The sequence below is a fragment of the Sphingomonas sp. 22R3R2A-7 genome (genome assembly GCF_036856055.1).
GTDB lineage: Bacteria > Pseudomonadota > Alphaproteobacteria > Sphingomonadales > Sphingomonadaceae > Sphingomonas.
In genome coordinates this window covers 790,977-812,642 of the sequence record NZ_JASPFR010000001.1, presented here as the reverse complement: position 1 = coordinate 812,642, position 21,666 = coordinate 790,977, and the positions used below count along the sequence as shown (strand labels likewise).

Here is a 21,666-nt window from a genome sequence, read left to right as displayed (position 1 = left end):
CACCATGCCCGCACGCATCATCCAGGCCAACGATACACCCTTCGCCACGGTGCCGATCGATCCCGTCACGCTGGAGGTCATCGAGAACGCGCTCCGCAACGCCCGCATCGAGATGGACGCGACGCTCGTTCGGACCGCAATGTCGCCCGGCATTCGCGAACAGGGCGACGCCTTCCCGCTGATCGCCGACAGCAAGGGCCGGATGATCGTCGGGCAGTTCGGCTCGTATATCGGCCCGTTCCTCGACGGATATGACGGCACGGTCGAGGACGGCGACCTGATCTTCCTCAACGATCCCTATTCGGTACAGGGCGCGATCAGCCACCTGAACGACTGGCTCGTGCTGATGCCGGTGTTCAAGGACGGCCGGGTCGTCGCCTACACCTCGATGTTCGGCCATATGAGCGACATAGGCGGCAAGGTCCCCGGATCGATGCCGATCGATGCGACCAGCATCTTCCAGGAGGGCGTCCGCATTCCCCCGTGAAGTTGTGGAAGCAGGGTATCTATAACGAGGACCTTCTCAATCTCGTGATGCACCAGACGCGCACGCCCGACTGGTGCCGCGCCGATCTGAACGCGCTGATCGCCGCGTGCCGCGTCGCCTCGCGCCGGATCATCGAGATGTGCGAGCGGTTCGGCGACGACGTCTACGCGTCCGCCACCGACCTGTTGCTAGAACGCAACTACCGCGCGATGAAGCAGCTCGTCGAGACCGCGATCGGCGAGGAGAAGGTGAGCTTCGAGGATTATATCTGTGACGACGGGCTCGGCTATGGCCCGTACAAGATCAAGTGCACGATGTGGCGCGAGGACGGCCGCGTCATCCTCGATTTCGACGGCACCGATCCGCAGAGCCAGGCGTCGATCAACTTCCTTCTCAACGAAAACATGATGAAGATGTTCTTTGGCATCTACATGATCATGGTATTCGATCCGCAGATCCTGTTCAACGACGGCTATTACGACCTGATCGACGTGCGGATTCCCGAAGGGTCGCTGCTCAAGCCGCGCTTCCCCGCCGCGCTGTCGGGGCGGACGCATGCGCTCGGCCGGTTGTTCGACATCCTCGGCGGCCTGCTCGGGCAGAAAACGCCCGCGTTCCTCAACGCCGCCGGCTTCTCGTCATCGCCGCATCTGTTCTATTCGGGGCTCGATGAGAGCGGGAAGTGGTTCCAGCTGTTCCAGATCGGCTTCGGCGGGATCCCGGCCCGACCGATGGGCGACGGGCCCGATGGCCATTCGCTCTGGCCCGGCTTCACCAACGTGCCGAATGAATTCCTCGAGCGCTATTTTCCGCTGCGGATCGAGACGTACGAGACGGTCGCGGACAGCGGCGGGGCAGGGCTGCACCGCGGCGGCAACGGCATCAACATGGTGTACCGCTTCCTCCAGCCGGGCGTGATCGCGATCCACGACGATCGCTGGTTCGTGCCGCCCTGGGGCGTCAATGGCGGGGAGCCGGGGACGCGGGCACGCAAGGTTCTGGTGAAGAACGACGGGACCGAGATCGTGCTCGGCAACAAGCTGGAGGATTATCCGGTCGAGGCGGGCGAACAGCTGAAGTTCGTCACCTGGGGCGGCGGTGGTTGGGGCGATCCGCTCGAACGCGATCCCGCGTTGCTGGCGAAGGAACTGCGGCAGGGACTGGTCACGTCTGAGGGCGCGAAACGCTACGGTGTGGTGCTGGTCGACGGGCTGGTCGATGCTGCGGCGACCAAGGCCTTGCGCGCGACGATGCGTGCAGGCCGTCCGGCGGAACTGCCGACCTTCGACTACGGCCCCGATATCGAGACGTTGCGCGCCAATTGCCTCGCTGAAACCGGGCTTCCCGCGCCAAAGCAACCGCGCTGGCATGCCACCGCCATCGCTGCCGAATAAGGATTGCATAAAATGGCCAATTCCATCCTCCGCACCAAGCTCGGCGAGAACAAATTCTTCGTCGTGCCGGGCGTCCACGACATGATCTCGGCCGTCATCGCCGACCGGGTCGGTTTCGATATCATCTACGGCACGGGCTACTGGCTGACCGCGTCCGCCTACGGCCTGCCCGACGCGGGCATCGCCAGCTACACGCAGATGGTCGACCGGATGGCGACCATCGCGCGTACTAGCAAGGCGGCGCTGATCGCGGACGCGGATACGGGCTATGGCGGCCTGCTGAACGTCCACCACACCGTGAAGGGCTATGAAGCGGCCGGCGTTACCGCCGTTCAGCTGGAGGACCAGGAGTTCCCCAAGAAGTGCGGTCATACACCCTTCAAGCGGTTGATCTCGCTCGAAGACATGGTCGAGAAGATCAAGGTCGCCTGCGACGCTCGAACCGACAAGGCGAACGTCCTGATCGTCGCGCGGACCGATGCGCGGCAGTCCGAAGGCCTCGACGGATCGCTGCGTCGCCTGGAGGCGTATGCCAAGGCCGGTGCCGACATCCTGTTCCCCGAAGCGCTGCAGAGCGAGGAGGAAATGCGGACCGCCTGCGCCACGTTCGACATCCCGGTTATGGCCAATATGGCGAACGGGGGGCTTACCCCGGTGCCGAACGCATCGGTGCTGGCGGAACTCGGCTATGCGTTTGCGATCTATCCGTCGCTGACCAGCCTGGTTGCGGCGACCGCGATGGAGAAGGCGCTGAACGACTTGAAGCACAACGGCGTAGGCGAGCCCGACGGCATCTTCGATTTCAAGACCTTCTGCTCGCTGATCGGCTTCGACGACGTCTGGGCGTTCGAAAAGAAATGGGCCAAGGCGGACGCATGACTCTTCAGATCACGGCGGCCGTGCTCGGCCGGAGCGGGGACAATCTGCGCCCCTATGCCGACACGCCACCGCTGATGCTGAAGACGCTGACGCTCGACGATCCGAAGCGCGGCGAATTGCTGGTGCGGATCGATGCCGCCGGGATCTGCCATTCCGATCTGTCAGTGGTGAATGGCGACCGGCCCCGGCCAATGCCGATGGCCTTGGGGCATGAAGCCGCAGCGACGGTTGTCGCGCTTGGCGATCCAGCGGACGCGCATTTCGCGGTCGGCGATCAGGTCGTGCTGGTGTTTTTGCCCTCGTGCGGCGAATGCGTCGCGTGTGCGTCGGGCGAAGGCTATCTCTGCCCGAACGCTACCGCGGCGAACGGCGCGGGCGAACTCATGCGCGGCGGCCATCGGCTCTCCGATTGCGGCGAGGCGGTGCACCATCATCTCGGCGTGTCCGCATTCGCAACCCATGCCGTTGTTGATCGGCGCTCGGCCGTGAAAGTCGATCGCGACATTCCCGCGGAAACTGCGGCGCTGTTCGGCTGCGCGGTACTGACGGGCGTTGGTGCGGTCATGAACACGGCGCAGGTGCATGCCGGTGAGAGCGTGCTGGTTTACGGGCTCGGCGGGGTCGGTCTTGCCGCGCTGATCGGAGCACTCGCAGCAGGCGCGCAACCCGTCACCGCGGTCGACCCGTCGCCCGAAAAGCGCGCATTGGCACTCGAACTCGGTGCGGCGCAGGCCGTGTCGCCCGACGAAGCAGCGTCGCTATCCAAGACGGACGTCGTGATCGAGACGGTCGGCAAGGCAGTCGTTCTGGCGCAGGCCTATGCCGCCGCGCGCCGCGGCGGGCGCGTCGTCACGGTCGGCTTGCCCAATCCGTCCGAGATGCTGTCGATTCCCGCAGTGTCGCTGGTCGCAGACGGCAAGACGCTGATGGGCAGCTATATGGGCTCGTCGATACCGGCCCGCGACATTCCGCGTTACGTTGCGCTGTGGCGGGCAGGGCGCCTCCCGGTCGAACGGTTGCTCACATCGATCAGCCCATTGTCCGACATTAACGGCCTGCTCGATCGGCTGGCGAGTGGCGAAGCGATCCGGCAGGTGGTCAAACCCTGAGGGGATCGCCTGTCCGCCAGGCGGATAAAGATTGTCACGTGGCGGTCAACCGCGCATTCCCTGTCATGTTGGCGTCACAACACGGCTTCGGAGACTCGCGAGCATGGAAAAGGGTGTGCCCATCCGATCGATCAGCCGGTCGATCGCCGCGCTGAAAGCGATCAACCGCCACGGCTCGCTGTCGATGATGGAAATCTCGAAAGCGTCCGAAGTCCCGTATCCGACCGCGTGCCGGATCGTACAAACGCTGTTGTATGAGGGGCTTATCGAGCAGGAGCCGGCGCGTAAGCGGTATCGCCCGACCGCGATGGTGCAGACGCTGGCGCATGGTTTCCAGCAGGACGACCGGTTGGTGAAGGCTGCGCGGCCACATATCGTCGAGTTGACCCGACGGTTCGGCTGGCCGGTCTCGATCGCGACACGCGTCGGCCGCAACATGATGCTGCGCGATTCCACGCACGCGAACACGTCGCTGACGTTCGAGCAATATTATCCGGGCTTCACGCTGCCCATTTTGGACAGTGCCTCGGGCAAGCTTTCGATGGCGTTCGCGCCGGAGGAGGAGCGGCTGATGATCCTGAAATGGATGCGCGTGTCGCAGGAGATCGACCTGCAATATCTCGCCACCGCGCAGGCGAGCCTGGATGTCGAGCGCATCCGGCGGCAGGGTTACGCGGTTCAGGGGCGCAATCACTTCAACCTGACGCCGGGCAAGACCTCGTCGATCGCGGTGCCGATCTTCAGGAACGGCGTGTTCGAGGCGGCGATGACGATGGTGTTCTTCGTAACGGCGATGAAGCTGGAGGTCGCGCTGGAAAGCTATCTGGAGGAACTGAAGTCGGCGGCGATTTTGATCAGCCACGATCTGAGCGAGGGGGTGGGGGCGTAGACCCGCATCCGCCACCACCACCCAGGCGAAGGCCGGGGCCCTGGTGAAATGCTGGCAAATGATGCCGCGCCATCCTTCATTATAACCGTCCCCCAATCGGGCCCCGGCCTTCGCCGGAGTGGTAATTGGGGGAGGTGGCCTCACAACCGCGCCGTCACCGCTTTCGTCTCAAGATACGCATCGAGCCCTTCGCGACCGAACTCGCGGCCCCACCCGGACTGGCCGTACCCGCCAAACGGGATATTCGTGCCAACGGCACCGTGGCAGTTGATCGAAACCTGCCCTGCCCGGATCCGCGACACCAGGCGATGCGCCGACGAGAGGCTCTGCGTCCAGACGCTCCCCGACAACCCGAACGGCGTGTCGTTCGCCAGTCGCGCGATCGCATCGAGATCGTCCATCGCGAACTTCGACACCGCCATCACCGGCCCGAAGATCTCCTCGCGCACGACGGCCATCCCTGGCCGGGTATCGGTGAAGATCGTCGGCTGTATGAAATTGCCCGGACGGCCGAGGCGCTTGCCGCCAGCGACCAGCCTCGCACTCTCGGCGATCGCACCATCGATATAGCCCATCACCTTAGCGGTATGCGCGTCCGAGATCATCGGCCCGAGCATGTTCGAGGGATCGAGCCCGTGGCCAAGCGTCATGCCGCCGGCAAATGTCGCGAGCCCCTCGATCAGCTGATCGTGGATGCTTTCGTGGACGAAGATCCGCGTGCCGGCCATGCAGTTCTGGCCCTGAAGGAAGAACGTCGCCATCGCCACGCCGGGGATTGCCAGCGCAAGGTCGGCGTCGGCCAGGACTACTACCGGCGACTTGCCGCCGAGTTCGAGCGAGACCTTTTTCAGGTTGCCGACCGCCGCCTGGACAATCCGCTTGCCGGTCGCGGTCGATCCGGTGAACGAGATCTTGTCGACATCGGGATGTTCCGCGAGCGCTGCGCCGACGCTAGACCCGAAGCCGTTGACGATGTTGACCACGCCGTTCGGAAAGCCCGCGTCGAGGATCAGCTGCCCGAGCCGCAGCATCGACAGCGGCGTCTCCTCGGACGGCTTGATGACCACGGTACAGCCTGCCGCCAGCGCCGGCGCGAGTTTCAGGATCGCGGTCGACAGCGGTACGTTCCACGGCACGATCTGGCCGACAACGCCGACCGGCTCACGCAACGTGTAGGTCAGCGCCTCCGCTTCGGCGGACACATGGCGGGGCGGGGCGGTCGTCGTGCCCTCGATCCGCATGATCCCGCCGGCGTAATAGTCAACCATCTCGACGCAGTTGGCGACCGTGAGCCCGGCGATGAACATCGGCATGCCGTTGTCGATAACGTCGAGCTCGGCCAGCATCTGCGCGTCGTCGTTCATGGCGCGCGCGAGCCGCATCAGCAGCGCGGTGCGCTCGGCGACGGTCAGCCGCGACCACGGTCCGTCGAACGCGCGCCGCGCCGCGGCGACGGCGTGGTCGATATCGCCGGCGCCGCCGATCGCGAACCGCGCGAGGATCAGCCCGGTCGCCGGATCGCGCGTCTCCATCGTCTCGCCGGTCTCGCCGTCGACCCACGCACCATCGATCAGCAGTTTGTGCGACTGGCCGAGAAACGCCTGCGTCTCGGGCGCGATGGCGTGGCCGTCGAAGGGTGTGGCATTGGCGATCATACGAGTACGCTCCGGCAATCGTAGTCGAACAGGCCGAGGCTTTCCTCGTCCTTCATCGCACCGAGCCCGAACAGCGCGGCGTCGTCCGCCTGCATGCGATCGGCATTGGCGTTGGATTCCGCCTGAATAAAGCTCGCGCGGTCGTGGCGCGCCGCGACGTAGCGGCGCAGGCCTTCTTCCGTCGTCTCAGACAGGGCAAGCGCACGCGATAGGACCACCGCATCTTCCAGCGCGCAGGCAGCGCCGTGACCGAGGAACGGCGTCATCGCATGCGCCGCGTCGCCGAGCAGCGCGACGTTGCCGTCGACCGTCCAGTCGGGCAGCGCAGCTCGTGCGTTGATCGCCCATTTGAACAGCGGCACCGTCGAAGCCGCGGCGATCATCGCCTGCACCTCGTCGGACCAGCCCGCGTAGGTTGCGACCAAGTCGGCAGGATCGGCGGGTAGCGTCCAGCCGTCTTCGGTCCAGCCATCCTGGCGCGCGAAAAACACCATGTTGAGCAGCCCGCCACCCCGCACGGGGTAGCGGGTGATCATCTTGCCGGGACCGATATGGATCCCCGGCCATTGGGTGACCGAGCGGATCGCCTCGTCGACAGGCACCAGCGCGCGCCAGGCGACGTGGCCGGTGAATTTTGCGGGTGTGGTCTCGAACCGCTGGCGGACGACCGACTTCACGCCGTCTGCGCCGATGATCACGTCGCCTTCGACGCGAACTCCGTCGGCGAGGATCACGGTCGTGCCCTCGGTCGAAGCGGCCGGGGCGCTGGTCCGCAGATCGACGCCGGCATCGGTCGCTGCGCGGACCAGTTCGGCGTGCAGGTCGGCGCGGTGGATCGTCACATAGGGCGCGCCGTATTTCGCACGCGCGCTCGCCCGTTCCATCGGCACCAGAACGCGGTCGTCCTGCCAGTGCTGGATACGCTGGCGGGTGGGCTCGACCCCGGCGCCGGCGACCTGTTCCATCACGCCGATATGGTCGAGCGCCTTCATCGCGTTGGGCGACAACGTGACCCCCGCGCCGATATCCCCGAACTGCTGCGCTGCCTCCAGCAACGTCACCGTGAAGCCTGCCTGCGCGATCGCGGCAGCGGCGGTCATCCCGCCGATGCCGCCGCCGACGATCGTGATCCGTTCGCTGCGGCTCACCCTAACTGGCCAGGAATATGGCTCTCATGGTTCTGGAGATACCAGTCGGCGATCTCTTCACGCGTCGCCCACCACACGCCCGGCAGCGATTTCGCATGGTCGATGAACTCACGCAGCGCGCGGATCCGGTGCGCGCGGCCCGAGACGTGCGGGTGCAGGCCGACGTTCATGATCCGCCCGGTGGTCGCGCCTTCCTCGTACAGCACGTCCAGCTCCTCGATCAGCGCCTGCGCGAACTGGTCGGTGGTGAAGTTCTTGCGCGTGATGAACGTGAAGTCGTTGATCTCGTTCGAATAGGGCACCGACACGATCGGCCCGTTCGGTGTCTTCAGCAGGTACGGCTGATCGTCGTTCATGATGTCGCAGTAGAAGCTGCAGCCATATTCCGCGAGAATGTCGGCGGTCTGCATTGTCCCGCGCAAGCTCGACGACAGCCACCCCTTTGACTTGCGCCCGGTGAACTTCTCGAACTGGTCGAGCGTCCGCAGCACGATCTCGCGCTCCTTCTCAGGGTCGCCGGCAAAGTTGGTCAGCAGTTCGCCCTGCTCCCAATTGTGCGTCAGCAATTCCCAGCCGCGCGCCAGCACCGCATCGGTCATCGCGCCGCGTCGCTCGAACGTCACGCCGTTGGTCGTGCAGCTCGCCTTGACGCCCAGTTTGTCGAACAGCTCGAACAGTCGCCAGATGCCGACCCGCTGACCATATTCGCGCCAGCTGTAGTTCGGGAAATCCGGGACGTTGCCGGGCAGGATATCGGGGAGGATCGACGGGCCGCCGGCATAATAGGGCTTGTCGGTATCCTTGGTCAGATCCCAGGTCTCGAGGTTGAACGTGAGGATCAGCGCGACGCGCGCACCGTTCGGCCACACGAGCGGCTGACGGGCGGGAAGGGGAATGTAATCATAGTCCATGCGAGTGCTCCTGGGGGTCAGCAGTGACTGAGCAGATGGCCGAAGCCGTCGATCTGGTCGGAAATGCCCATCGTTCTGAGCGCGTGCCAATAGGTCGCGGTATTGATCGCGATCACCGGTTTCTCCAGCCAGAATTCGGCGATCGCCGCAACGTCGGCAAAGGCGAGATTGGTGCCCGCCTGGATGATCGCGTCGACGCCGTCGGACACGTCGATCGCGGCCTGTTTCAGTATCTGCTTGGATTCATGTGCGATCATCATCGGCGAGGGCGATTTCAGACCGACGAGATTGACCACCTCGTAACCCTGGTCCTCGAAGAACTTCTGTACGTTGCGGTCGCCGACCGGCATGTACGGCGTGATGATGCCGATCTTCCGGATCGGTTTGCGATCGGTTTCGTAGGCCTTGATCGCCGCGTCGACCGCAGTCGATCCCATGATGACGGGGACGCCACCGGTCCGCGCGACCATCTTCTTGTGGAGGCGGTCGGCACCCTCGGCACCGTCCCAGAACGTTTCCGCCGACATGCCCATGATGACGCAGCCCGGCTCCATCGACATCGACACGTCGACCGCGTCGAAGGTGGAATCGCGGATCGTGTTGAGCATCACCATGAAGCTGTCGTCGTCGGTCACCTTGGTGTCCGGAATGGCAATGCGCGAGAAATGGTTGGTCACCCCACGCGGCTGCATGCGGGCGTATTCGGGCTCCACGCTGGTATTGGTGGACGGCGCGACGACCGCGAACTTCATCCGTGACCCCAGAGAATCTACCATCCGTGCGCCTCCTGTAAGCGGCGCTTACAAAACCATCCGGCGGCATGGACCGTAACGGTTTCGGATACATGTCTCCGCTTGGCGGTCAGTCGAAGGCGGGTTGGCGCAATTTCCATGCGGCGCTGCCGCGCCTGATTGGTCGTCTGTCGAACAGTGTTGATCCATGCGCAGGCCGGTTTTCGCACGACCGCTACCCCATTGCGACGAGTAGGCGATTGTACGGGGGAAGCTGTGTGGCGGACATGACCGGAACGAACACGAAGATCCGGCGAACGCAGGTTGTCGTCGCAGGAGGTGGCCCGGTGGGCGCGGTAGCGGCGTATCGCCTCGCCATGATGGGGATCGACACGATCCTGTTGGAAGCGCTCCCCGACTGCCCGGAGGATATGCGCGCGTCGACGCTGCATCCGCCGACGCTCGACATGCTCGCTGAACTCGGTGTGCTGGGCGAACTGGAGCAGGTTGGACTGCGCGCGCCGACCTATCATTATCGCAACCGCCGCAGCGGCGACGTGATCGAACTCGATCTCGGCGAGCTGGCGGACGTGTCGGCGCACCCGTATCGCCTGCAATGCGAACAGTTCAAGCTCGCGCGGTTGCTGACCGGCACGCTCGACGCGCTGCCAAACGGGGAAGCGCGGTTCCAGCGTCGCGTGCTGGCCTATGATCAGGACGTCAACGGCGTGACGGTGTCGATCGAGACGCCAATGGCGATCGAGACAATCCGCGCGGACTATCTGATTGCCGCGGACGGCGCCAATTCGACGGTCCGCAAATGGACGGGGACGAGCTTCGACGGCTTCACCTATCCCGAACGCTTCCTCACACTGTCCACGCGCTATCCGATCGAGCAGCATTTCGACGGACTGGCAGGCGTCAACTACGTGTCGGATCGCGACGAATGGTGCGTGCTACTCCGTGTGCCGGATTTCTGGCGCGTCCTCGTGCCGACCAACATCGCCGCGCAGGATGCCGACTTGCTGTCCGACGCGAAGAAGAATGCGGTGTTCGACGGTCTTGTCGGTGACGGCACCAAGGTCGAGACGTCGCATCGTACGCTGTACCGTGTGCATCAGCGCGTTGCGGGTGCGTTCCACCATGGCCGGGTATTGCTGGCCGGCGACGCCGCGCATCTCAACAATCCGCTCGGCGGGTTCGGGATGAATTCGGGCATCCACGACGTGTGGAACCTGACGACCCGGTTGCGCGACATCATCCTTGACGATGCCAAGGCGGAGTCTTCGCTGGCGCACTACGACCGCCAGCGTCGGACGATCGCCAACACCTTCGTCCAGTCGCAGACGATCGCGAACAAGAAGATGATGGAATCGCAGGGTGGTGGCCGCAGCGAGCAGGAAGTGCGGCTGGCTGTGCTGGCGGGCGATCCCGATCAGCGTCGGGCGTATCTGCTGCGGCAGTCGATGTATCAGAGTCTGAAGGACGAGGCTGCGATCGTTTGAGGCTCGCAGCCGCCCTTCTGATCCTCCCCGCCAGGGGGCGCGGACGGCGTCGGAGGGGCGGGGACGGAACCAAGGCTGCGCATGCCTCCCCGTTCGTCAGGCTGCGCCTGCCACCTCCCCTGGCGGGGGAGGATCAGAAGAGCGCCTCACCGATCGCGGCCTTCGGCGTCTCTCCCTTGCCCAGTTGGGAGAAGGAACGGTGAGGACGGAGCGTGACCTGACGTCGTCGTCAACCGCGGATCAACCCTCGGCGATCTCCGCGATCGTCGAGCGATACCCTTCATGCGTCGCAGCCTGCCCGGCCTCATGCGCGTCCTTGCGCATCAAGTAGAACAACCGCTCCAGGAAATCCTGCCGCCAGGCCTCGCGCGCTTCCAACGCGGTCTGGTCCAGCTCGAGCGTCTCGATCTCCGCCGCCAGGTCTATGCCATGCTTGGCGGCGATCCGCTCGACCGAGTCCACACGATCGTGAATCACGGAGATTTCGTTCGCCAGCACCATGATCATCGACATCGCCTGGTCCATGCCCGGCGCTTCGTAGAACACTGGCCGCTTGCCCTTGGCGTCCTTGACGACGTGCGGGCGGTCTTGGGTCTCGGTCGTCATGCTGCTTTTGCCTGTACCAGGGGTTTGCGGGCGATCAGGACTTCCCAGCCGCCGCCCGGGGCGAACTCGCCTGCGGTGAAATCTCGTTCGGCGACCGCGGTCGCGGCTTCCTCGCTATAGCCGCCGGATTGCGCGGCAAACTCCATCACCGCCATCGGCGCGGTATCAAAGCGCACCTCGCTCCGGTCGAAGCCGGCCTTCTCGGCAAGGGCGACCTGGTCGGTGTCGCGCATTGCGCCCCAGAACGGCTCGTTATTATACCAGGTCTCGTTGTCGAGGATGAACTGCGTGAACGGGTCCATCAGGTCGAACGGCGGCAGATCGGCGTGGATCATGTAGCCGCCCGGCGACAACAGGCGCGCGCATTCGTCGAAGATCCGCGGCATCGCTTTGCCGCTGGTCTCGTGCAGCAGGATGTGGCTGACGATCAGGTCGAAATGGCCGTCGGGGAAACGCGTCTCCTCGGCATTCATCTGCGCGAAATTGACGTTCAGCCCAACCCCCGCGGCGCGCGCGTGCGCGTAGCGGATTTGTGGGGCGGCGACGTCGATCCCCCAGATCTCGGCATCGGGAAATAATTCCGCATAGGGCAGCGTCGAATGGCCGACGGTGCAGCCCATGTCGAGGATCCGCTTCGGCGAAAACCCCTTGAGGTTGCGCTTGACGTAATTGCAGACCGACCGCCCCATGTCGTCGTTCATCGGCCCGGTATAGCCCATCGCGTAGAGGTACACGCCGCGATCGTAGAGCACGCCGACCGACACGTCGTCAGGCGCGACCTCGGTCGCATAGCCGCCCGGCATGCAGTGGATATCCAGTGCGGTGATGTAGCGCGGCGTCTCGAACGTCTCGGGGATGTCGAGCACTGCGCTCGATCCAGCCGACAGCGTCTTGGCCTTCTCGATCAGTTCGGGCAGCTCGCGCTCGACGCTGATGTTGGTGGCTTCCCACAGCAATTCCTGCGCGGTGCGGTTCGCCGAGGCGTAATGCTGGAAATACAGGTCGTCGACCATCGCGGTGCGGATGTCGCGGCGATCGACCGGCGCGCGGCCATGCTCGCGCTCGAAGGCTTGCGAGACGCGGCCGCCATAGACGGGTCCGAGACCGGGAAGCAACTTGGCCTGGATGAATCCCTTGAAGCTCTTGGTGAACTCCTGCCGCGCCGCCTCGTCATGTGTGACGGCCGGCAGCATGGGATGCAGCGCCTGCTGGAAGGTGTTGAGCATATACTAGAACTCCAATGCTGGCTGGCGCCAATTTTGCGGAATTCACGGACCGCAAGATAGGCACTGTGGCGGAGTATCCGCCTGACGGATATCGGCTCGGATCCGCGCTTCGTCAGTCGGGATCGACGAGCAAACGCATTTCGACCGTGCCTGCACCGACGCGGAGCGCCGCGGCAGCGACATATTCCGCCGATCTGGCGTAGCCGCGTGCGGCTTCGGCCGACGGGTAACGGCTGACGACCACACGCTCGCTGGGCGAGACGTCGCCTTCGAGTACTTCGCTTATGGCACCGCGGACGATATATTCGCCGCCATGGCGTTCGCTGAGACCGGCAATAGCCTTGCCGTACGCGGCGAAGCGGACCGGATCGGTAATGTTGACGGTCGCGACGATGTAAGCGGCCATGGCAATATCCTTGAAGCGGGCGGGGAAGCGGTCAGCCTAGCTCCGACCGGAGATGCGCGAAGGCCATGCGTGTCGCTGTCCGCCTGCCGGTCAAAGACCGAGCGCGCCGGGGTTCATCAGTCCCTTGGGATCGAGCGCCGCCTTGATCCCGAGCAGGAGCGCGAGAGCCTGCGGGTCGAGCCGATCGCGATAGGGATACGCGCGCCCGATCTGGAAATGCGCGGCACCGAACTGCTGGTACAGCGCGATGATGGCCGCTTTCAGTTCGTGCGTGTACGCGCGTGCCTCGGCGTTCTCGGCATAGGGCTTCAGGCTCGCGACATGGTCGGCCGTCAACGTATGGCGGTGATAGTCGGTGCGGTCGTCGGGCCAATAGAGCGCGACCTCATAGAGAAAGCCGCTCGACCCTGCGGGGCTGAACATCGTGCCCGACCATATGCCGAGCCGATCCATCTCCGTCTTGCGCGTCTCGTACAACGTCTTGAGCGCGTCGTGGAACGGCACGACCTTGTCCTGCTGCAGCACGCCGTGGATCGGCACCCAGCGTTCGCCGCTGGGGCCGAGGATGTTGGTCAGCGGTGCGAACGGCAGCGATCGGACGAAGCTCGACACGGTGTTGGCGATCTCGCGGCCATATGGCGCGATCGCGGCGCGGAGCTTGTTCGCGCGCGCGACCGCGTCGGTCGCATCGACGCCCTCGATGATGAAGTGACACATATAGGCGCCGGCCTGCATCGCCGTGTCGCCGGCGAGCGCCATGCGGATCAGTTGCTTCACGCCGACGAACGCGTTGGGGGCCTTGGCGAACAGGTCGCGAGCGATCTTCAGCTTCGCGCCGACGCCGTCCTGCCGCGCGATCTGCCCCTGCGAAAGTGCGAGATCGAGGCCGAAATGCGAATCGTCGAGTCCTTCGCGCTGCGCCTTGCTGACGCCCGCATGGCACGCGGCAAAACTGTCGAATGCAAAGCTGACCGCCTCCGAATGCGGCCGGATCGCGATAAGCGGCAGGCGGATCGTCGCCTTGATCCCCAATGCGCCGCAGTCGCCGGTGAACAGTCCGGTCAGGTCGGGGCCGTAATAGCGTGTTGCCTGCGACGTGCCGGTCCTGAGCAGTTCTCCCGACGCGAGCACTATGTCGAGCGACAGCACCGACTGTGCGGAGATACCGTATGCGCCGCTGCCGTGGCTCAGCGTATTCTGGCTGATGCCGCCGCCGACCGTCGCCACAAGTCCGGAAAAGGGACCCCAGAACGGCGTGCGCAGCCCGTGTACCGTCAGCGCGTCCTTGAGCTTCGCCCAGGTCGTGCCCGCGCCAACCGTGACGACCGCATTTTCGGCATCGACTTCGATGCTGTCGAGCGCGCCGGTGTCGAACAGGACGTGCCCGCCCGTATCGACCAGATAGCCGTCGGTGTAGGAGGCGCCGCCGCCGCGGGGTACCATCGCGACGCCTGCCGCCGCACAGACGCGTACTGCCGCCTGCAGAGCCTCGACCGTGGTCGGGCGGACGATCAGGGCAGGGACGCCGGCCCCGCGATAGACATCGTTGCTCATGACGGCGCGAGCAGCGGGATCGTCGCTGACCGCATCCTTGCCGATGGCGGCGATCAGGTCGTGCATCAACGTCATCATCATCCCCGGGTCGTCAGCGATATCGAGCACCGTCCGTGCATCATGCGGACGCGTGATGCGAGCGTGGCAGGTGCGCTATCCGATACCCGATCACGCGATCCGTCCGCGAACCTGTCCGCCTGGCGGCTAAATCCGACGCTACGAACGACTGTCGGTCGTGCTTGGCCATTCTGGCCGAATGACAGAGGCATCATCGCTCGACCCCGTTCGACCCGACATCGGAGTAACCCCCATGACCCGCGCGCCGTTGATCGTATCGGTCGGCATCGCCGACGCGCGCCTGAACGATCCCGCCTGGGCGGCGAAGATCGTCGCGCTTGCCAGTACCGCCCGCGTCGCCCTGTTGCTGCTCGGCGATGGCGGCGCGGCGGGGTTCGATCTCGATCGCGATCGGCAAGTCGATGGCGCCGGGCGCCGGCGGCATCGCCTTCGTGCCCACGGTGGATACCGGGTTCGACAACCCCGTTACCGTCGCGCCGTCGCTCGTCGAACTCGACCGGCTGGCGTCGGGCAATGCCGGGTGGCAGCCGACGACGCTGGTGCAGCCGCACACCGCGCAGAGCCTGGCCGACGGTGTCGACTTTGTGGCCGCCACGCATGCGCTCTGGGCGGAGCATGAGCGGCCGATGCTGGTCCAGAGCGACGCGGACCCCCTCTGGTCGCGGATATCGCCGGACATCGTCGTCATCGACCGCGATCTGCCCGCACCCAAAGCTGGTCCGAAAGTGCTGCTGCGTACCTTCACCGCGATGGCAGGGCTCGACCAGATCGAGGCGCTGTATCTGGAAGGGGTTATCGACGGCATCCACCTGACGCCGCCCGATATGGAGGAGGGGCTCAAGGCATTCGCGGGAACGATGCTGCCGGCGCTGATCGCGCGCGGGCTTGTCCTGGCGGAGGAACCGGAGGGTTCGCTCAGGGCGCGGCTGGGGATCGCCTGAAGCGGCGTTGCTCTCCCGTTTCCGCGGGAGAGCAATGTCTGTCAGCCTTGCGCGATATACCGGTCGAACACGTTGCCGCCGGTTGCGAACCATGTTTGTGGTCGCCCCGCCAGCTCACCAAGCAGCGCTTCGAACGCGTCCATGCGGTAGGGCAATCCTATGATGTACGGCGTCAGGTGCAACGGGAGCAGCCGGCCGCTGCCCTGTACCGCAGCCTCCGCGCTGAGCCAGTCGTACGCGTCGAGGATCTGTTCGGCATAGCTGTCGACCGACTGCTGCTGGACGTTCAGGATCTGCCGGTCGGACAGTTCGTGGTTGAGCGGCACGTTGACCAGCCCGTTCGCGAACATCCAGGGCAGCTCGTCGTTTGCCCAGTCGACGCAATAATCGACGCCGAGGTCCTTCAGCAGTGGCACGGTATTGAAGCTCTGTGACCGGGCGATCGAGTGCCAGCCGCGCGGGCGGAAGCCGGCGACGCGCTCAAACGTGTCGAGCGACGACGCGATCAGCGCACGTTCCTCTTCCAACGGCAGACCGCTGGCGATCGTGCCATTCATGTCGGTCGAATGCGCGATGATCTCGTGCCCGGCCGCAACGATGTCGCGGATGATCGAGGGATAGCGTTCGGCGATCGCGCTGTTCGCCGCAACCGATACCCGCACGCCGGCCTTCGCGAAGGCATCGAGCAGGCGATAGAAGCCGACGCGGGTGCCATATTCGCGTGCGGTGTAGTGACGGTAATCGGGATAGGCGGTCTGCATGTGGCCGGGCGCGCGGAACGGTTTGTCCTCTGGCGTGATCGGGAACCACTCCAGGCTGACGACGATCCATGTGGCGACCGTCTTGCCGTCCGGCCAGGCGATAGGCGCGCGCTTGGGCAGCATGTCGTACGGATAGAGATCGTGGTCGTAGCCGAGGCGACGCTTGGCATAGTCGAGATAGGTCGGGTCGAGACTCATGCGATCTGCTCCCGACCAATCTGATTCCGGTACGCGTCGGCGATGTCGCCGGCGCGGGTGATCCACGCCCGACCATCGGCGGCAATATGGCGCAATACCTTCTCGAACGCACCGATCCGATGCGGCTGGCCGATCAGGTAGGAGTGGAGCGGGATGCACATCACCGTGCCGCCTGCGCCGCCATCCCTCTCGGCTTCGTCGGCGAGCCGTTCATACTGGCGGATCAGCGTGTTCGCGTATTCACGCGGCGACATGTTGTAGATGAAGAAGCCGTAATGGTCGTTGACCTCGAGGCTGTACGGCATCGAGATCAAGTTGCCGCTCGCCGTCTTCACCGGCATCGGCTGGTCGTCGTGATACAGGTCGCAGGTGTAGTCGAGGCCGTATTCCGCGATCAGGTCGAGCGTGCGCGGCGTGTGCGTCAGCGCTGGCGCGAGCCAGCCGCGGATCGTCTGGCCGGTCGCCTCGCGCACCGTGCGGATCGAATCCTCTATGATCGCGCGCTCCTGCGCCTCGTCCATGCCGTAGCTGTAGCGCGTGTTGTAGATGCCGTGGCTGAAGAACTCCCAGCCGCGCGCCGCGCCGTCCGCGACGACCTCCGGGTGGTGCTGGCACAAGGCGACCGAGAGCGAGACGGAGCCGGGAAAGCCGTGCTTGCTCATCACCTCCGCCATTCGCCAATGGCCGACGCGGTTGGCGTGGTCGCGGTGACTGTAGCTGACCACGTCGGGATGCGGATTCGCCCAGCTTTTCCGATGCGGATTGGCGGGCGGGTCGATCTCGTAATATTCGAGGTTGGGCGACACCCACACCGCGACCTTTTTGTTGCCCGGCCAGACGATCGGTTTCCGGTCGCGATAGGGGCTGAAGTCGTACAGGCCGGGATCGGCAGCGCCTTCCTGCATTACCTTGCCTCCAGCCAGTCGATCACGGTTTGCACCGGCTCGACGTCCGCATATTTTAGCTGGAGATCGGTCAGGTTCGCGAAGTGATAGCTCTCGTGCTTGTCGGCGCACGTCTCGATCGGCACGATCGTCCGGTAGCCACGGCTGAGGCTGTCGACCGCCGCGGCGCGGACGCAGCCTGAAGTGGAACCGCCGGTGATGACCACGGTGTCGACCTTGTGCCAGACCAGCAGGCTTTGCAGCGGCGTCTCGAAGAACGGCGACGGCATCCGCTTGGTGTAGACCGCATCCTTCACGTGATCGATCTCGCAGCGATCATCGAACGCATGCCGGCGCGAGCCGTATTTGATGTTCTGCAAGCTGTCCGGCGTATCGGTGCGCGTGCCCCACACGCCTGCATCGCTGGCGTCGTCCATATAGGCGACGTGCGTCCACACGACCGGCATGTCCTTTGCACGGGCGAGGCGCGAGATCGTGTTGGCGTATTCGATCTGGCGCGGGTCGGTCTCGTATGCGGTCTTGAACTCTTCGATCCGGGTATAGGCGTTTTGGAAATCGATGTTCACGATCGCCAGCTTCTCGCCGAACCCGAACTTTGCGCGCGTCGGATTGGCCATGACCGCCTCGAACAGCTCTCGCGCGGTCTTGTCCTCGCGGATCATCTTCGTGCCGATAAGCGTCATGCCGCGTCCTTCCAGCCGAGCGGAAGACCCGCGTCGGGAAGGAAGCCGAACAGCGGCTCACCCGGCAAAGCATCGGATAGGATTGACCGCACAGCGACCAGTGCGTCGAGGTCGATCCCGGTCCGCAGGCCCATCGCGGCGAGCATGAAGCACAAGTCCTCGGTGACGATGTTGCCTGACGCGCCTGGCGCGAACGGGCACCCGCCAAGTCCGCCGAGCGACGAATCCAGCGTCGTCAGTCCACATTCCAGCGCCATCAGCGCGTTCGCGAGGCCAAGCCCGCGTGTATTATGCAGGTGGATTCCGGTCAGCGCGTCATCGCCGGCCGCCGACTTCACCAGCGCGATCAGTCGTTTGACCGCGGAAGGGTTGGCGTAGCCGGTCGTATCCGACAGCCCGACCTCGTCACACCCAGCCACCATCAGTCCCTCCGCCAGCCGCGCGATTTGCGCATCGGGGATGGTCCCCTCCAGCGTGCAGCCGAACACGGTCGACAGCGATCCCTCGAAATGCGGGCGCTCGCCGTTGGGCACGGCCTTGATCATGTCCGCAATCGTTTCCGCCTCGGCCAGCACCTGCGCGTGCGTCCGCCGAAGATTTGCCAGGCTGTGCGTCTCGCTGACCGATAGCGGCAGCGTGATCTTGTGCGCACCCGCCGCGATCGCCGCAGCCGCGCCCTTGGCATTCGGCACGAGGACCGCGACCGTCAAGCCTGGAATGGTGCGGGCGTGCGCGACGATCTCGGCAGTGTCGGCGAGTTGCGGCAGAAGTTTCGCCGGCACGAAGCTGCCAACCTCGATCTCGAGCAGCCCCGCTGCCGCTTCGGCCGTGATCCATGCCTTCTTCGCCGCGGTCGGCATGACGCGGGTGATACTCTGCAAGCCGTCCCGCGGGCCGACTTCGCTTACCACTATATCGATATCGGTCATTTTTTCCGGTCCTCGGATAGTCGTCTCAGCGTGGTGGCCAGCGATGACGCGGGCGCGGCAGGGTGGCGACGGATCAGGAGAAAGTGACCGGATGTCGGATACGGAAATGTCCCCGCTCAGCGGGCTGCCGCTGGCGGGCCTCAAGGTCGTCGAGTTCACCCACATGGTGATGGGCCCGTCGACCGGGCTGATCCTCGGCGACATGGGCGCCGACGTGATCCGCGTCGAGCCGATCGGCGGCGACCGCACACGCCGGCTGCTCGGCTCGGGCGCAGGCTATTACCCGATGTATAACCGCAACAAACGCAGCGTCTGCCTCGACCTCAAGTCCGACGGCGGTATCGCGGCCGCTCGTGCGCTGGCGGCGGCCGCGGACATCGTCGTCGAGAATTTCCGGCCTGGCGCGCTCGATCGGCTCGGACTCGGCTACGACGCCCTGTCGGCGGACAATCCCGGTCTGATCTATTGCTCGGCAAAGGGCTTCCTTGCGGGTCCGTACGAGAACCGCACAGCACTCGACGAAGTCGCACAGATGATGGGCGGGCTCGCCTACATGACGGGACCGCCCGGACGACCGCTCCGCGCGGGGGCATCGGTGATCGACGTCACCGGCGGGATGTTCGGCGTGATCGGCATCCTCGGCCTGCTCGAACGCCGCCACCGCACCGGCGCGGGCGGCCAGGTGAAATGCTCGCTGTTCGAGACCACGGCCTTCCTCGTCGGCCAGCACATGGCGCAGAAGGCGGTTACCGGCACCGCGGCCGCACCGATGCCCGCGCGCGTCTCGGCATGGGCGATCTACGACGTGTTCGCGACCGCCGGCGAGGGCCAGATCTTCGTCGGCGTCGTCAGCGACCAGCAATGGGTCGCGTTCTGCACCGCATTCGCGCTCGACGATTTCGCAAGCGACGAGACGCTGGCGCTCAACAACGACCGCGTGCTTGCGCGCGACCGCATCCTGCCGCGAATCCGTGCGATGTTCGCCGACATCGACCGCGACGTGCTGCTCGCGAAGTGCGAGGCGGTCGGCCTGCCGGTCGCGCCGATCGCCCGGCCCGAGGATCTGTTCGACGACCTCCACCTTAATGCGCAAGGCGGCCTGGTCGATCTGCACCTGCCGGATGGGACGCCGGCTCGCCTTCCCGCGCTGCCGATCGAGGTCGACGGCGAACGCTTCGGCGTCCGCCACGACCTTGGCGACCCCGGTGCCGATCTCGCGCGCGCTACTCCTGGACGCAGGCATGTCGAATGACACCATCGACGCGTTGTTCACGTCCGGCGCGGTGGCCTGACGATGGGCCTGACGATCTTCGAGAAGATCTGGCGCGATCACGCGGTCGCGCCGCTCGCGGATGGTGGGTTGATCCTGATCGACCGCGTCCTCCTCCACGAACGCACCGGCGGCATCGCACTGCAAAGCCTTGCGGAAGCCGGCCGCCAGGTCGCGGCCCCACGGCAGGTTTTCGCGACGATGGATCACGTCGTCGACACGCTGCCCGGCCGGACGGATCGCACGATCATGCCGACCGGCACCGACTTCATCCGCGTCACTCGCGCCGAAGCCAACGCGGCCGGCATCACACTATTCGACATCGGCGATCCGGGGCAGGGGATCGTTCACGTCATCAGCCCCGAACAGGCTATCGTCCTGCCCGGTGCGACGCTCGTCTGCCCCGACAGCCACACCTGCACGCAAGGCGCGCTCGGCGCGTTGGCGTGGGGCATCGGCTCGACCGAGGCCGAACATGCGCTCGCCACCCGGACTCTCCGCGTGCTGAAGCCCAAGACGATGCGCGTTACGATCTCGGGCGAACTGGGGCGCGGCGTGACCGCCAAGGATCTCGCGCTTCACATCCTGGCGAAGCACGGGTCGAGTGGGGGCAAGGGCATGTCGTCGAATATGCCGGCGACACGGTCCGCGCGCTCGACGTCGAGGCGCGCATGACGCTGTGTAACATGGCAACCGAATTCTCCGCCTTCACGGCGATCATCGCTGCCGACGACATGGTCTTTGGCTATCTGAAGGGCCGTCCGCACGCGCCCGGCGACGCCGCCTGGGACGACGCCGTCGCCTATTGGCGAACGCTCGCCACCGATGCCGACGCGGTGTTCGACGCGGAGATCGCGATCGATGCCACTCAGGTCGCGCCGACGATAAGCTGGGGGATCAGCCCGCAGGATCTCGGTAGCGCTCGACGGCAGGGTGCCCGCCGACGCGCCAGCCCGCGCGCTTGCCTATATGGGTTTGGCGGCCGGTGACGTGCTGCTGGGTCTGCCGATCGACGCCGCCTTTATCGGTTCCTGCACGAACAGCCGCCTGTCGGACCTGCGCCGCGCCGCCGCGTTGCTCGACGGGCGCAAGGTAGCAGATGGCGTGCGCGCGATCTGCGTCCCCGGCTCGACCGCGGTCAAGTATGCCGCCGAAGCCGAGGGGCTCGACCGGATCTTTCGCGCCGCCGGTTTCGAGTGGCGCGAGTCCGGCTGCTCGATGTGCTTCTTCGCAGGCGGCGAGAGCTTCGGCGCACGCGAGCGGGTCGTGACGTCGACCAACCGCAATTTCGAAAGCCGGCAAGGTCCCGAAACCCGCTCGCATCTCGCCAGTCCGGAGACGGTGGCCGCCAGCGCGATCGCGGGCCGGATCGCCGACCCCCGTGTGTTGGAGCGTTGAGCG

Annotated in this window: 18 protein-coding genes and 2 pseudogenes; 8 read left to right on the top strand and 12 right to left on the bottom strand. The window is 65.2% G+C overall.

What is annotated here, in order from left to right; genetic code table 11:
* Positions 1 to 4 precede the first annotated feature (4 nt).
* The 4 genes and pseudogenes from QP165_RS03715 (at position 5) to QP165_RS03700 (ending at position 4,758) form a co-directional block, all read left to right on the top strand.
* A pseudogene (locus QP165_RS03715) lies at positions 5 to 1,881 on the top strand (hydantoinase B/oxoprolinase family protein).
* Positions 1,882 to 1,893: 12 nt separating this feature from the next.
* On the top strand, positions 1,894 to 2,760 hold the full coding sequence (locus QP165_RS03710; protein ID WP_333993899.1) for an isocitrate lyase/PEP mutase family protein: 867 nt from the start codon (positions 1,894 to 1,896) through the stop codon (positions 2,758 to 2,760).
* Positions 2,757 to 3,869, top strand: a complete 1,113-nt coding sequence (locus QP165_RS03705; protein WP_333993897.1) for a zinc-binding dehydrogenase — start codon at positions 2,757 to 2,759, stop codon at positions 3,867 to 3,869. Before QP165_RS03710 ends, QP165_RS03705 begins: the two co-directional genes overlap by 4 nt.
* A gap of 115 nt (positions 3,870 to 3,984) precedes the next feature.
* Entirely contained in the window at positions 3,985 to 4,758 is a 774-nt protein-coding gene (locus QP165_RS03700) for an IclR family transcriptional regulator (protein WP_333993895.1), read from the top strand.
* 140 nt (positions 4,759 to 4,898) lie between these two features.
* Here QP165_RS03700 and QP165_RS03695 read toward each other — a convergent pair whose 3' ends face one another.
* The 4 genes from QP165_RS03695 to QP165_RS03680 are packed head-to-tail and all read right to left on the bottom strand — an operon-like array spanning position 4,899 to position 9,248.
* A complete protein-coding gene (locus QP165_RS03695; RefSeq protein WP_333993894.1) occupies positions 4,899 to 6,413 on the bottom strand; it encodes an aldehyde dehydrogenase family protein in 1,515 nt (504 codons plus the stop codon).
* Complete coding sequence (locus QP165_RS03690; RefSeq protein ID WP_333993893.1) at positions 6,410 to 7,561, bottom strand: FAD-dependent monooxygenase; 1,152 nt, start codon at positions 7,559 to 7,561, stop codon at positions 6,410 to 6,412. Before QP165_RS03690 ends, QP165_RS03695 begins: the two co-directional genes overlap by 4 nt.
* A complete protein-coding gene (locus tag QP165_RS03685) occupies positions 7,558 to 8,472 on the bottom strand; it encodes a polysaccharide deacetylase (protein WP_333993891.1) in 915 nt (304 codons plus the stop codon). Before QP165_RS03685 ends, QP165_RS03690 begins: the two co-directional genes overlap by 4 nt.
* A gap of 17 nt (positions 8,473 to 8,489) precedes the next feature.
* The gene (locus tag QP165_RS03680) at positions 8,490 to 9,248 is read right to left on the bottom strand and encodes a maleate cis-trans isomerase family protein (RefSeq protein WP_333993890.1); all 759 of its coding nucleotides are present in this window, start codon (positions 9,246 to 9,248) and stop codon (positions 8,490 to 8,492) included.
* 242 nt (positions 9,249 to 9,490) lie between these two features.
* Between QP165_RS03680 and QP165_RS03675 the strand changes: the two genes are divergently transcribed.
* Positions 9,491 to 10,708: an FAD-dependent oxidoreductase gene (locus QP165_RS03675; RefSeq protein WP_333993889.1), complete on the top strand. Its 1,218-nt coding sequence runs from the start codon at positions 9,491 to 9,493 to the stop codon at positions 10,706 to 10,708.
* A 240-nt stretch (positions 10,709 to 10,948) separates the two neighbouring features.
* Here the strand turns inward: QP165_RS03675 and QP165_RS03670 are convergent, their stop codons facing one another.
* From QP165_RS03670 to QP165_RS03655, 4 genes are all read right to left on the bottom strand, one after another.
* Positions 10,949 to 11,314: a hypothetical protein gene (locus QP165_RS03670; protein ID WP_056023964.1), complete on the bottom strand. Its 366-nt coding sequence runs from the start codon at positions 11,312 to 11,314 to the stop codon at positions 10,949 to 10,951.
* Positions 11,311 to 12,540, bottom strand: coding sequence for a class I SAM-dependent methyltransferase (locus QP165_RS03665; protein WP_333993887.1), 1,230 nt, complete (start codon positions 12,538 to 12,540; stop codon positions 11,311 to 11,313). Before QP165_RS03665 ends, QP165_RS03670 begins: the two co-directional genes overlap by 4 nt.
* A 112-nt stretch (positions 12,541 to 12,652) precedes the next feature.
* On the bottom strand, positions 12,653 to 12,946 hold the full coding sequence (locus QP165_RS03660) for a DUF1330 domain-containing protein (RefSeq protein ID WP_056023958.1): 294 nt from the start codon (positions 12,944 to 12,946) through the stop codon (positions 12,653 to 12,655).
* 90 nt (positions 12,947 to 13,036) lie between these two features.
* Positions 13,037 to 14,608, bottom strand: a complete 1,572-nt coding sequence (locus tag QP165_RS03655) for an FAD-binding oxidoreductase (protein WP_333993884.1) — start codon at positions 14,606 to 14,608, stop codon at positions 13,037 to 13,039.
* 287 nt (positions 14,609 to 14,895) lie between these two features.
* On the opposite strand from QP165_RS03655, the gene QP165_RS03650 reads away from it, so the two are divergent.
* Positions 14,896 to 15,519 (top strand): hypothetical protein, encoded by a 624-nt coding sequence (locus QP165_RS03650; RefSeq protein WP_333993883.1) that lies wholly within the window; start codon positions 14,896 to 14,898, stop codon positions 15,517 to 15,519.
* Positions 15,520 to 15,560: 41 nt separating this feature from the next.
* Here the strand turns inward: QP165_RS03650 and QP165_RS03645 are convergent, their stop codons facing one another.
* From QP165_RS03645 to QP165_RS03630, 4 genes are read right to left on the bottom strand one after another with little or no spacing between them, the layout of a single operon-like run.
* Positions 15,561 to 16,478, bottom strand: coding sequence for a polysaccharide deacetylase family protein (locus QP165_RS03645; protein ID WP_333993882.1), 918 nt, complete (start codon positions 16,476 to 16,478; stop codon positions 15,561 to 15,563).
* Positions 16,475 to 17,383, bottom strand: a complete 909-nt coding sequence (locus QP165_RS03640) for a polysaccharide deacetylase family protein (protein WP_333993880.1) — start codon at positions 17,381 to 17,383, stop codon at positions 16,475 to 16,477. Before QP165_RS03640 ends, QP165_RS03645 begins: the two co-directional genes overlap by 4 nt.
* A complete protein-coding gene (locus QP165_RS03635; RefSeq protein WP_333993878.1) occupies positions 17,383 to 18,066 on the bottom strand; it encodes an isochorismatase family protein in 684 nt (227 codons plus the stop codon). The genes QP165_RS03640 and QP165_RS03635 overlap by 1 nt, the downstream gene beginning before the upstream one ends.
* Complete coding sequence (locus QP165_RS03630) at positions 18,063 to 18,995, bottom strand: hydroxymethylglutaryl-CoA lyase (RefSeq protein WP_333993877.1); 933 nt, start codon at positions 18,993 to 18,995, stop codon at positions 18,063 to 18,065. The genes QP165_RS03635 and QP165_RS03630 overlap by 4 nt, the downstream gene beginning before the upstream one ends.
* A 106-nt stretch (positions 18,996 to 19,101) precedes the next feature.
* Here QP165_RS03630 and QP165_RS03625 point away from each other — a divergent pair, with 106 nt between their 5' ends.
* The gene (locus QP165_RS03625) at positions 19,102 to 20,247 is read left to right on the top strand and encodes a CaiB/BaiF CoA transferase family protein (protein WP_333993876.1); all 1,146 of its coding nucleotides are present in this window, start codon (positions 19,102 to 19,104) and stop codon (positions 20,245 to 20,247) included.
* Between the two features lie 42 nt (positions 20,248 to 20,289).
* Positions 20,290 to 21,663 (top strand): annotated as a pseudogene (locus QP165_RS03620) (3-isopropylmalate dehydratase large subunit).
* The last annotated feature ends 3 nt before the right edge of the window (positions 21,664 to 21,666 follow it).